The organism is Terriglobales bacterium (assembly GCA_035764005.1).
Taxonomy (GTDB): Bacteria; Acidobacteriota; Terriglobia; order Terriglobales; family Acidobacteriaceae; genus Gp1-AA112.
On the sequence record DASTZZ010000065.1, the window covers coordinates 159,145 to 170,282 of the forward strand.

13 protein-coding genes are annotated in these 11,138 nt (G+C 57.1%); 7 read left to right on the forward strand and 6 right to left on the reverse strand.

What is annotated here, in order from left to right:
- Nucleotides 1-6: 6 nt before the first annotated feature.
- Nucleotides 7-390 carry a four helix bundle protein gene (locus VFU50_10435; GenBank protein HEU5233269.1) on the reverse strand — a complete coding sequence of 128 codons (384 nt, stop codon included), beginning with the start codon at nucleotides 388-390 and terminating at the stop codon, nucleotides 7-9.
- Nucleotides 391-571: 181 nt separating this feature from the next.
- Between VFU50_10435 and VFU50_10440 the strand changes: the two genes are divergently transcribed.
- The 7 genes from VFU50_10440 to VFU50_10470 all read left to right on the forward strand — a co-directional run bounded on the left by VFU50_10440 (nucleotide 572) and on the right by VFU50_10470 (nucleotide 8,062).
- Nucleotides 572-2,335, forward strand: a complete 1,764-nt coding sequence (locus VFU50_10440; protein ID HEU5233270.1) for a hypothetical protein — start codon at nucleotides 572-574, stop codon at nucleotides 2,333-2,335.
- Nucleotides 2,335-3,435, forward strand: a complete 1,101-nt coding sequence (locus tag VFU50_10445; GenBank protein HEU5233271.1) for a hypothetical protein — start codon at nucleotides 2,335-2,337, stop codon at nucleotides 3,433-3,435. Before VFU50_10440 ends, VFU50_10445 begins: the two co-directional genes overlap by 1 nt.
- Before the next feature lie 12 nt (nucleotides 3,436-3,447).
- Nucleotides 3,448-4,305, forward strand: coding sequence for a hypothetical protein (locus VFU50_10450; GenBank protein ID HEU5233272.1), 858 nt, complete (start codon nucleotides 3,448-3,450; stop codon nucleotides 4,303-4,305).
- Nucleotides 4,305-4,877, forward strand: coding sequence for a hypothetical protein (locus VFU50_10455; GenBank protein HEU5233273.1), 573 nt, complete (start codon nucleotides 4,305-4,307; stop codon nucleotides 4,875-4,877). Before VFU50_10450 ends, VFU50_10455 begins: the two co-directional genes overlap by 1 nt.
- Nucleotides 4,878-5,242: 365 nt before the next feature.
- Complete coding sequence (locus VFU50_10460) at nucleotides 5,243-6,316, forward strand: TonB family protein (protein HEU5233274.1); 1,074 nt, start codon at nucleotides 5,243-5,245, stop codon at nucleotides 6,314-6,316.
- Nucleotides 6,317-7,003: 687 nt separating this feature from the next.
- Nucleotides 7,004-7,540: a hypothetical protein gene (locus tag VFU50_10465; protein HEU5233275.1), complete on the forward strand. Its 537-nt coding sequence runs from the start codon at nucleotides 7,004-7,006 to the stop codon at nucleotides 7,538-7,540.
- Between the two features lie 261 nt (nucleotides 7,541-7,801).
- Nucleotides 7,802-8,062: a hypothetical protein gene (locus VFU50_10470; protein HEU5233276.1), complete on the forward strand. Its 261-nt coding sequence runs from the start codon at nucleotides 7,802-7,804 to the stop codon at nucleotides 8,060-8,062.
- Nucleotides 8,063-8,151: 89 nt separating this feature from the next.
- Here the strand turns inward: VFU50_10470 and VFU50_10475 are convergent, their stop codons facing one another.
- The 5 genes from VFU50_10475 to VFU50_10495 form a co-directional block, all read right to left on the reverse strand.
- On the reverse strand, nucleotides 8,152-8,898 hold the full coding sequence (locus tag VFU50_10475; GenBank protein HEU5233277.1) for a Crp/Fnr family transcriptional regulator: 747 nt from the start codon (nucleotides 8,896-8,898) through the stop codon (nucleotides 8,152-8,154).
- Nucleotides 8,899-9,014: 116 nt separating this feature from the next.
- The gene (locus VFU50_10480) at nucleotides 9,015-9,425 is read right to left on the reverse strand and encodes a hypothetical protein (GenBank protein ID HEU5233278.1); all 411 of its coding nucleotides are present in this window, start codon (nucleotides 9,423-9,425) and stop codon (nucleotides 9,015-9,017) included.
- A 157-nt stretch (nucleotides 9,426-9,582) separates the two neighbouring features.
- Nucleotides 9,583-9,792: a hypothetical protein gene (locus VFU50_10485; GenBank protein HEU5233279.1), complete on the reverse strand. Its 210-nt coding sequence runs from the start codon at nucleotides 9,790-9,792 to the stop codon at nucleotides 9,583-9,585.
- Between the two features lie 15 nt (nucleotides 9,793-9,807).
- A complete protein-coding gene (locus tag VFU50_10490; GenBank protein HEU5233280.1) occupies nucleotides 9,808-10,803 on the reverse strand; it encodes a chemotaxis protein CheB in 996 nt (331 codons plus the stop codon).
- A gap of 68 nt (nucleotides 10,804-10,871) precedes the next feature.
- The coding region (locus VFU50_10495; GenBank protein ID HEU5233281.1) for a hypothetical protein at nucleotides 10,872-11,138 on the reverse strand (267 nt) is incomplete at its 5' end.

The window sequence follows — 11,138 nt, forward strand, 5'->3', positions numbered from 1 at the left end:
CACCATTTAGGCGCTTGCCGCACGTGCTTTTTCTCTCGATTCATCGACTGTGCGGATCAGAGAGCTGAGCATGCGCTTAACGCGTATTACTTCCGCCGTGAGGTCTTTGTGATCGGTCGGATTAAGATATTCGAGATCTCGTGAAAGAAGCAGATGGTATTCAAGTTCGCTTGCCGAACCCATTGCCATCTGAAGAAAGCGGTGGAATTCAGCATCGCCTCTGCGGCCGCAGCCTTCAGCAATGTTGGCCCCGATCGATGCAGCTGCACGGCGAATCTGGCTCGCCAAGCCAAACCGTTCATCTGGCGGAAATAGTTTCGTAAGCCGATAGGCTGCGAGCGTAATCTGATGTGCCTTCTGCCAGACTTCCAAGCTTCTGAAATCCTTCATTCTCCCCCCTGCGCTTTGTGAGCAGGAATAATAACCGACCCGAAAGGGTGGCTGGCCCAACGCCGATAGCCGAAAGCCGATAGCCCGCGCGAAGCGCGATCAGAGCTGCGGGAAAACCAAAGCTGCCGAATCGGAATCCAAACCTACCCTGTAAGCACTCTCCCGGAGGCGTCCCTTGTATTTGAGTTCCACCAGTTTTTCTTCTACCTCCAAGCGTGTGCCGATTTACGGATGGCTGCTGCTGCTTGCTCTCGCAGCGCACGCGCCGCTGCTCTTATTCCAACTGCAAGCGGGATCCTTCGACGCCAACACGCACATGTTCTTTGCCGATCACTATGCTCATCACTGGTTCAATCCATGGAATGAGAAGTGGTTTGCCGGCTTCTCACAGACGACGTATCCGCCGCTCGTCCATCAATTAATTGCGCTGTTCTCGCACATCGTAGGACTGTCGTTCGCCTACACCATCGTGCAGGCGATCGTGATTCTGCTGCTTCCGATCGGCGTGTATCGATATGCGCGCCTGTGGGTAAATGATCGCGCGGCGCTCTATGCCGCCATTGGCAGCATCTTCCTGGGATCGCTGGCCCAGATGGTCTACCAATCCGGACAGATCAACACGACGTTCGCCTCGGTGATGCTCCTCAACTCGCTGCCGTTCTTTTATGTATGGATTCGCGAAGGCAGTGGGCTGGCGTTCTGGAAAGGCATTGCAATTTTTCTCGTAGGCTGCGCAGGCCACCACGTGAGCATGATCTTTGCCACGCCGTTTTTCGCAATTCCGATTATCTGGTTGGCATTCATCGATCACCGCGAGGATCGGGCAGATGCGACCGCGAAGGGAATCGCCGTTCGGACTGGGATTTTTGCCGCGCTCGCAATTATCGGCGTCCTCGCCGTTCTTTACCCATACTGGGTAGAACTGTGGCACAACCCAATTAAGCAGGCTCCGATTTATCACGAGAGCCGCGCCAATTACATTCTTGAGCCACTTCAGGGAATGAACTTCTTCATCGTTCCTACCGGGGCTCTACTTCTCGCGATTCCGTTCATCTTCTGGCGGGGCGCCACTGACCGGCGCTTGCGTCCATTGTTCCTGGGCTGGTGGTTCACCGCCCTGATTGGACTGGGCGGCACGACCCCCCTTCCCAAAATAGTTTTCGGCACTCGCATTTGGGAGGTCTTGACGTATGAGCGCTTCACCTATTGGGCCACGCTGATGGCTCTGCCGTTTGCGGGAATCATCGCTGACTGGCTCATTGAGCGCTTCCGGGGAAAGGCCATGGCTGGACTTGCGCTGGCGGCGGTACTTTCCGGCGCGGGCGCCCTCGCCTGGCTGCACGCGAACCCAATCAATTCGAACTCCTTCAGCATTGAGGAAGTCGTCAACTTCCTGAACCGCGATGATCACGTCAAATACCGCTATATCACCCTCGGATTCGGAAACCAGCTTGCTCGTGTAGGTGTGCAGGCCAACGCCAGTTCGGTCGACGGCGACTACAACTCTGCGCGTCTGTTGCCCGAACTGATGGAAGGTGGATCGGCACAACTTACTAACTCGAAGTATTTCCGCCACGGCATGGAAGCATTGCGTGCAGTGTTGAAGCATGCAGACCACTATGGCCTGAAGTACATCTTCGTACGCGATCGCTATTACGAGCCTCTGCTTGCTTTTGCCGGATGGCGTGAAGCCGAAATCTACGACAACGGCAACGTCACTTTGTGGACGAAGGAAGATGTTCCTCCGGCGCACAAGATCACACCTCCGCCGGGCGCTGTGCCTACCGAATTTCAGGACATCCTCTGGGGCACGCTTCCTCTGGGAACTGTGGTATTTGCACTTGCTCTGCTGATTCTCTTCCCAGAACGGAAACGCATCGCTGAAACCATCGACTTCCCGGCCACCGCTGCTGCGGAGCCGGTGGTACTGAGGGAGGCACAGTAATGGGTCGTCTGTTCTTCGTCATCATGATTGTCATCACGGGAGCGCTGGTCGCCATCGGCACGGCTCCCGCAAAAGAAAAAGAAAGCACGAACTCGCCCGCCGGCACCGTGCAGGCCTTCTATGATCGCGTAAAGGCTGACGATTATCGCGGAGCGTACGCGCTTATCGCACCTTCGAGCAATGTCGACTTCAAGACGATGTACCACGATATCGCTGGACGCGACGGCAGTCTCAAGACGCTCTCGCGTTTGGAGAGCTTTGAGCCGCGGGTGATCGCCCATAACGAAAACCAGACCATTGTGCGGACGAGTCTCGATTGGGCGACAGCGGTCGGCGCTCTGCATGAAAATCGCGATCTCAAGCTGATCAACGACAACGGAACATGGCAGATCGTATGGCCGCAGCGTCATGTTCCGAACTTGCCTCCGCAGGTGATTCCAGTGAACTACCTGCGCTGGGACATCATCCATAGTGATTCGGAAGATAACGAATGGGGCGCGCAGAACGTCGAGAGCCCGCATGTACGCATCACGTCGATGAATGCCGTCGAGCGTGAGGGCAAAGTGATCATTCTCGGCGAACTGGTCAATGAAGACACTGTCCCAGGTTATGTCGATGTGGAAGGCATTCTCATCGGCAAGGACGGCGAGCAGCTTGGTGAAGAAACCAGCTTCGACAAGATCTCGCACGTGCTTTTGCCCAAAGAAGTCACGCCATTCCGCATCGACTTCGATGGTGTGCACCTGAATCAGGTGAAGAAAGTCACGCTGAATCCGACTTCGATCCTGGTGCCTGCCTCGGCTGATCCGGTAATTGGAGTGATGCATCAGCAGATTGCGAAGACCGATTCGGGACACTCGGTTCTGAAGGGCGAACTCGTAAATCAGAGCGGCGAACTGGTAAACATCCCTCAGGTGCTCGCGACGTACTACGACTCGCAGGGACACGTGATCTGGATTTCCGACGGCTACGTCGATCAGGCGCTGCGTCCGCAGATTCCCGTTCCATTTGCGGTGAGCATCAATGACGATATCGCGCCCAACGTGCACAGCTATCGCGTGGTCGTGAACCACTATTCGATGGATCGTCCGAGCGCATAGGTGAGTATCAGGATGAAGCGATTATTTCTTGCAACTGTGGTCGTGCTCGCGACTGGCGTCTGGGCGGCAGACCTGCGCCTGCCCGACAAAGCAGTGGCCGGACAGAACACCACGATTGCCACAACGGGCAGCGGCGACGCCACTCTCTACATAGTCGGGCCGGGCACGGCGATCAAGCGCGACATCAAGCTGGGCAGCGATGTCGAAATTAAAGGCGAGCAACTGCGGAAGTCGGGCTTCTATGAGGTAGTGGTCAAAAGCAGCGATGGCGATAGCACCAAGCAGCTCTATGTCGCTCCCGCGGCTGCGGAGAAGATCAACTTTCTCGCTCGTCCTTCACGCGTGCCCGTTGGACAACCGAAGGTGATCGCGGGGACGGCATTTGTCTTCGATCAGTTCGAGAATCTCGTCCTAGCGCCAACTGCCATCACGTTCAATCTTGCGGTGCCGGGTGCTCCAGCAAAAACGCAGCGCATGACGACGAGAGATGGCGTGGCGTATTTGCAGACCGGATCGGGAACGAAAGCCGGACCGGGACAGTTCATCGTCAGCGTCGGAGATAACTCCGTCCGACGGGTGGTGGAAGAGACCGCCTCCGAGCCCTGCAATTTGCGTTTCACAGTTCACAAAGAGAAAGAAGGGCTGATCGCGGAGACAGATCCTGTGCGTGACTGTTCCGGCAACGCTGTTCCCGACGGCACGATTGTGACCTTCATCTCAAACGAGCCCGGCCAGGGACGCTCGACGGTCGATGCCCGCATCAAGAAAGGCGTGGCGCGGGCAGTGCTGCCGGCGGTTCCGGGCACTACGATCTCCGTCGCCTCGGGAGTGGTTCTCGGCAACGAAGTGCGCTGGGGAGGAGGACTGTGATGCGGCGCTCAATCCAAGATCGTCCCAATTCGGGAAACGAGACTGTTTTGCGCTGGGTAGTTCTGGGCATCGCGTTGGCGCTGATCCTCACCGGCGGAGTGCCGCTGTTATCGCGCGTTTTCGCCGATACTCCTGACGTCGTGCAGGTGCGGCTCGACGCCTCCAACATCCAGCCCCGCCCGCTCGAGCAACTCACCGGACAAGCGATCGTAAAGAAGTACTCGCAAGCGTGGAAAGACATGGAAACGGCGCTGGCGGAGAACCGTCCGGGAGTGCTCGACGAAAGCTTCGTCGGGTACGCCCACGACAAGCTCGTGTCGCAAATCAAGGAACAGCAGAAAAGCGGATTGAGCACGCGCTACGTCGATCATGGCCATCAGGTCGAAGCGACGTTCTATTCTCCGGAAGGTTCGGCGGTGCAGCTACGCGACACCGCTCAGCTCGAAATCCAACTACTGGATGGCGATAAAGTTGTGAGCTCGCAAAATGTCACTCGCAAATACATCGCCGTCATCACTGTCGTTGAGGATACCTGGAAGCTTCGCGTGCTCGAAGGCGTGCCGGGATCCTAGCTTTTTTCTCTCCTGTGTCATTCCGACGCCTGCCTTTGGGCGGAGGAATCCCTATCGACACCCATGCTCCGAAGCAAGCGCGTGGAAGTCTGTAGGGATTCCTCACTCCGGTTCACGCGAAACGCCTGCGTGAACCTACGTTTCGGAATGACACCCTCGTACATTACATTTCTTTACCCTCTCGAACTCCGAGCCCTGCTAAACCCATCCTAATGCGCGACTTTCGATCGTCCGTACACGTCTAATTACGTACTCAGGATTGGTATTAGGGCGCCGGCCTGAGTGCACGTGGAATGCAGTAATGCGACAATCGTAAGAACCCAAAGTCTGCGGCCGTTAGCGCCAGTCCGCGAAGTCGAGTACGAATGCCAGTCACCGAGGCCCCACCCAAGTCGCCGTCCGAGCAACGCGCGTTGCGCCGCGACTTGCCGCAGGATCCCGCCGAACTCCACCTGCTTATCGAAGAACTTGAAGACGAGCGGGACCAAGGACGCCGACGCGAGGCGGTATGGGTTTCGGTCATCCTGCACTTGCTCGTCATCCTGACGATCGTGCTGCAGCCGAAGCTCTTCCCCAATTGGTTCTCGTCAAAGGACAAGGTCGTCCTCGTCACGCCCGATATGCAGGACAAGGACATCCAGTTTCTGGCTCTGCCCAAAGACGCGCAGAAGGCCACGCCGCCGCCGAAGACCAACATCATCTCCGACAAAAACCGCATCGCGCAGGCGCGAACGCCGTCGCCAGACCGGCACACCTTGGAAGAGCTGCAGAATGCACGGCGCCAGGGCGCTCCGGGGAACCGCGGCATGCAAGCGCCGCCTGCCCCGCCAAAGCAGGCCGCCGCTCCCGCTGCTGCGGCACAGGGACAACAGCAGGCACAGGCTGCGCCTCCGAAGCCGGCTGAGAATTCGAGCACCGTGGCTAAGCTCGAACCGCCGGAGCAGGAACCACGACCTACAAATCGGAATGTCTTCAGCACCGCTGGTTCGGCTGGATCGGTGATTCAGCAGGCAGCCCGCGCAGCTGCTCAGGGTCACGGAGCCGGTGGAGAATATGGGATCGGTCCGCTGTCGCCGAATACTGACGCGCAAGGCGCAGTCGATATTCTCAGTGACACCCTCGGCGTCGACTTCGGTCCATACCTGTCCCGCGTCCTCGAAGACGTGCGCCGCAACTGGTATAACCTCATCCCGGAAGAGGCGCGCTCGCCGATTTTCAAACAGGGGAAACTGATGATTCAGTTCATCATCGACAAGAACGGTGCCGTGGAAGGACTGCGCCTCACCTCGCCTTCCGGTGATGTTGCACTGGATCGAGCCGCCCTCGGAGGGATCACCGCTTCGAATCCGTTCCCGCCGCTTCCCAAAGAGTTCAACGGGCCTTATCTCGCCCTGCGTTTCCGCTTTTACTACAACCCAAACCGGGGCGAGTTGAAATAGGTGGATGCTCAGCGGCAGCAAGCACAAGGCTTACTGTTGCTGGCCTTCATCGTTCTGGTGCTGTTGCTGATCCGCTACTGGGGACACATCCCCTGGCTAGCAAGGTAAGTTCCACCTTAATCAGCCTTACGCGATGCTGAATGCCGACGTTTCGCTGTGTGCAAAAACTCCGAAATTCATATTTCCGAAACCAAGGTAACGGACTGTAAATTCGTTCAGTGTTTGTCTTGTAAGCCGCTGAAATCAGGTGTCTTATGTGTGCATCAGGATTTAGGCAAACTGTATAAATCGCTGAAATCAGGCGACCTGTTGTCACGGTCAGTGGTTTTCCCACAAGGTTTTCCACAAAACTTAGGAAATCTCATTTTGAGACGACGGCCAACACGAGAAAACCCGACGTGCGTCAGTACCGTCCGCGGCAGCGGACGGGTGAGAGTGCATTTTGACCCATTCGCTACCCGCGAACGGTACCGACGCTTCGAGAATCATCGGGCGAGATTGACAGCGGGATCAATCGTTGTCCGGCGGAGATGTGCCGTAACGACGCTTGTTGCGAACCCGTCACTTCGACTTGCAACGACGTTTCGCACATCGTAAGCTCACGCTTCTGGCCAAAATTGAATCTAAGTTGATGCAGAATCCTGGCACCTCAGATTTCGTCATAGCCAGAACGGAGGGATTTTGATCGTGAGTACAAATCTACCGTCTACGGATGTTCAGATTTTGCACTCCTGGAAAGAAATTGCTTCCTACACAGGCCGGGGCGTGCGTACCCTTCAGCGCTACGAAGCAAATCTTGGCTTTCCCATTCATCGCCCACTGGGCAAGCCGCGCAGTTCGGTTTTGGCGTTCAAAGACGAGATTGATCGCTGGTTTGCCGCAACGCCGCACAATCGCGCAGAGCAGGCAAACGGGGATGGAGTCGCGCCCCAGGGACTGCCACTGCGTGGAACGGCGCGTCCGGTAGAGGATCTCTATAGGGCGGCCGAAGTGTGGCGCACGAAGACCACTTCTATGCAACATGGGTTCAGCGCGATGGAACAGGCTGTGAACTGCATGCAGCAAAGCCTGAATTCAATGCTGGAGCGTTTGCAGACAACGGAAGAGCTGATGCAGCGCTCCAGGCAGCATTGGGAGCGAGCCTTGGTTCGCAGGCAGAGTCGAGCCAGCGCGGCGGTCACGAGTTCAACTGCACTTCACAGCGTGTCAGCATCCGCCAGTTAGTCTGCACCGCAATGCGCGGTCTGGATGTGGCAGTCGGTATCGTCCCGGCGCGCGGGGACGGGTGTGTGCCTCCCACTCCGGGTAGCAACGTCAAACGCCGCAGCGACAGCTACAGCGTAACCACAGACCCATTAGCCACCGCGCGGACGGTAGTGACTCTGCACCGCGTCGCTCGTCAGTCCAGAGTTTCCCCGTTTAGCGTACGTTACCGTACCGACTGACTGCTGCCTCACGCTCTAAAGTCGATGCTAGGCCGAGTCCATGCATCGAATACAGCATTCTCCCGCACGCATCTCTGATCTTCCGCGATCTGCCGCGGGTGACAACCTGAACTACTGCGGGTTCGAATGCCCCTCGTGCGGATATCAGCTTCGCCTTGCTGACCGCGTCGGCGACGTCCTCCTCCTCGAAATCTTCCGTGCTAACGACCTCGCGCACGCGGTCGTTTGTCCCGAATGCGGAATTAGCAACAACTTCAGGCGAAGCAATCTCAAGTTATTCAGTCGCCAACGCGAGGACTAATGCACACCAGAGAGCGCATCGTTCACGTCAAGGAAAAAGTGAAGATGCTGCGCCGCATCTCGCGTGAGTTGGTGGAGCACTCCAACACGCTACACCGACAGTCGGCTCGCCTGCGCGCGTTCACGCCAGTCTTGTCCGAACATCTTGTCAAATTGCGCCTCGATGATTCCATAGCACTCACAGGCACTCTCGCGCAGCCCGACGGGATCGTCGATGGTGATATGTCCGCGACGGTAACTGATTAGGCCGGCAGTCTGCAAAGTGCTGGCTGCAATCGTCACCGCCGGTCGGTGTACGCCGAGCATCATGGCCATGAACTCCTGCCGCATAGCAAACTCGGGCCGTTGAACGCGGTCGTAAATCAGGCTGAGCCACCGCGCCAGGCGCGTATTCACTTCGTGCATGCGATTGCAGGCGGCGGTTTGCCCAGTCATGGCGAGGAAGGCATGTATGTAAGACGCAACCAGCCTGTTCAGCGGCGAAGGTTTATCCATGACTTCACGCTTAAACTCCGCCGCGGTCATGCGCAAGGCTGTTCCGGCAATCTGTACGATGGTGCGGCTGTTTGTGGTCTCCTGCTGCAGCCAGAACTGGATTCCAACCACACCTTCGATGCCCATGAGTCCGATCTCGACGCTGGATCCATCGCGCAGGTCCTGCAAAGTGGAAGTAACAAGATCGATCGGAAAGTAGATATACCGAATCGGCTGATCGGGTTCGATGAGATGTTTGCCGACCTCGATTTCAACTGGATCAAGCAGCGGAAGCAAGCGCCGGCGCTCGTCTTCGGGTAATGCCGCCAGGATAAGGTTGTCGCGACCGTTCTGATATTGCACTCATAGATTTGAGCGCATTTTCACTCCAGAATGACCCACGCAAAGATGCGCCCGCAGAGTCTCGATCCGGGGTACGCCGTGTGAGTGCGACCTTGCCGCTGTTCTGTGAACAGGCTTCAGGCCGATGTGGATTGTGTCTTCGGAGCGGACGTGGAAAGAGAGCGTGATCGGCGCCCCATCGCCTTCAGCATGGAGTTGTTGAGTTTTGTTAATAGTTGACTTGTATCCTCGAGCCGCTTCTGCATCGAGGCGGCGCGGGCGTGGCTCAGACGTGCCTTCTGATAGATTTCGTCAACTCGCAGTGCGTTGATGAACTTACCGCCGCGTACTGGACTACGATTGAGCCAGACATCAACTTCGTCTGAAAACGCGAGGACAGCACTGCGCGGTGACCCGGCAGGACGGTGAATGGGAAACCCAAGCCGCACTTCGTAGCGCTGAATTGTCCGCACGCCGCGGCCGGTATAATTCGAGATCTCTTTCCATGAATGTAGAACCTGACGAGTGGACGAGACCTGCGGGTTCATCGTAAATTCCTTCGCGTTCAAGTACATTCTAATCCCGTTTGAGTCGCGGGAACGGAAATGTTTCTCCTTAATCCACCACGAATGGCAGCGATTTTTTCGTCAGATGGGTCCAGGCCTTTTCCAATGCGCCATGCCCGAAATCATGCGGTTGATCAGCTCACAATTTTGGCCGACGCCTTTGCTCCCGTGCTTTACGCGCGTTGGCACGTTGCTGTGTGATGCGCGCCCGGAGCCGCTCAGTGCGTTCGTGAGCTACTTCCAGCGATTCATGCAGGTCGTGGGCCTCTTCCAGCAGCAGGCGAGTCTTGGCAGTGGCTCTCTCGGCGGCCTTCACGAGTTCTTCGAGGGTTTTTTTCTTTTCCGGCACAGCAAGATTGAGCCTCTAACTTACCTGTTCCACCTGCTCGGTAGTTTCTTCTTCGGTCCCCTCAGCTTCGCTCTGGCGGCGCTTTGAGCCTAGCAACACTTCCCGCAACACAGCAGCATGATGGGTGCGCTCAGTAGCGCGCTCTGCGAACCTCTTATAGGCGTGAGTGCGGCCGCGCTTCTGCGCCGTCTCCGCCAAACGTCGTTCCAAAGCGGCACTCTCTTCCAAAGATCGCAGTGCGACCCACAGCGAGCGCTCCACGTCTTCATCATTGGCCTGGAACATGCCTTCGGGCGAATACGAATGTCCAACGCGGCATTCGAAGCATATATCTCCGTTTTCCTCCACTTCCCAGATGGTGCCGTGACAATCGGGACAGGTGAACGGAGTTTGCGTGCGTTTCTTTTGCGTCTTTTTCTTGTGGTTAGAACGATGAGCCATCGGTTTGGCCTCCACTCCGGCGAGGCGGTTGATGATGTTGGCAATTTCCGTCAGGGGCACACAGTAATCGGGCTGCACTTGCTCGAGCGCACTCTTCGGCATGGAGGCCACTTCGGCGTCATCTGGGCTTTGTATGATGGTCGTGCCGCCGGCGTTATGAATCGCGAGCAGCCCGGAGCTGCCGTCGTCCAGAAATCCGGTGAGCACCACACCGACTACGCGCTCCCCAAAATGGCGCGCCGCAGTTCGAAACAGCAGATCGATTGCCGGCCGATGGCGGTTGTGCCGCGGCCCGTTCACCACGCGTACTTCATTGCCTTCCAGCAGCAGATGGCGATCGGGAGCCGCTACATAAATTCGCCCGGGGCGGATTGCCTCTCCATCTTCCGCCTGATGGGCGGGGATTTTGGAACGTCGATTCAGGATGTTGGCCAGCAGCCCGGAGCTGTCGGGTGAGACATGTACTACGACGAAAATAGCCGCATCGAGGTCAGCAGAAAGCCCGCTGGTAATTTCTTTCAGCGCTCCGATACCGCCGGCCGACGCTCCGATCACTACGATATCGTGCACTGGATTGGCTCCATCGTTGGTTGGAACTCAGGTGGTAGGGGAAAGATGTCCGGCGGCAAGCAAAGCACTCAGCACTCAGCATTCAGCCAGACCGCAGCACTCACTAAATCAAAAATCAGCCACAACAGTCCGTCGAGCTTCGTTTTGCCCACCTGCTGAGTGCTGATTGCTGACTGCTCACCTCTGCCTCCCACAAATAAATACGCCAACTTGCGCCCACGCGGGTGTGTAATAGAGAAGTACCCGACAAAGGTTCGGCCGCCATCGACCCAACCCCTGCTGGGCGGAGGCGTAATGGCGCAGTTTGATGTCCACGACGACCGGACGGAAAGTCG

Excerpts from the sequence above, each read along its gene's own strand:
- VFU50_10435 (HEU5233269.1), bottom strand. The coding sequence starts at position 390 with ATGAAGGATTTCAGAAGCTTGGAAGTCTGGCAGAAGGCACATCAGATT.
- VFU50_10445 (HEU5233271.1), top strand. The coding sequence starts at position 2,335 with ATGGGTCGTCTGTTCTTCGTCATCATGATTGTCATCACGGGAGCGCTG.
- VFU50_10450 (HEU5233272.1), top strand. The coding sequence starts at position 3,448 with ATGAAGCGATTATTTCTTGCAACTGTGGTCGTGCTCGCGACTGGCGTC.
- VFU50_10455 (HEU5233273.1), top strand. The coding sequence starts at position 4,305 with ATGCGGCGCTCAATCCAAGATCGTCCCAATTCGGGAAACGAGACTGTT.
- VFU50_10460 (HEU5233274.1), top strand. The coding sequence starts at position 5,243 with ATGCCAGTCACCGAGGCCCCACCCAAGTCGCCGTCCGAGCAACGCGCG.
- VFU50_10470 (HEU5233276.1), top strand. The coding sequence starts at position 7,802 with ATGCATCGAATACAGCATTCTCCCGCACGCATCTCTGATCTTCCGCGA.
- VFU50_10480 (HEU5233278.1), bottom strand. The coding sequence starts at position 9,425 with ATGAACCCGCAGGTCTCGTCCACTCGTCAGGTTCTACATTCATGGAAA.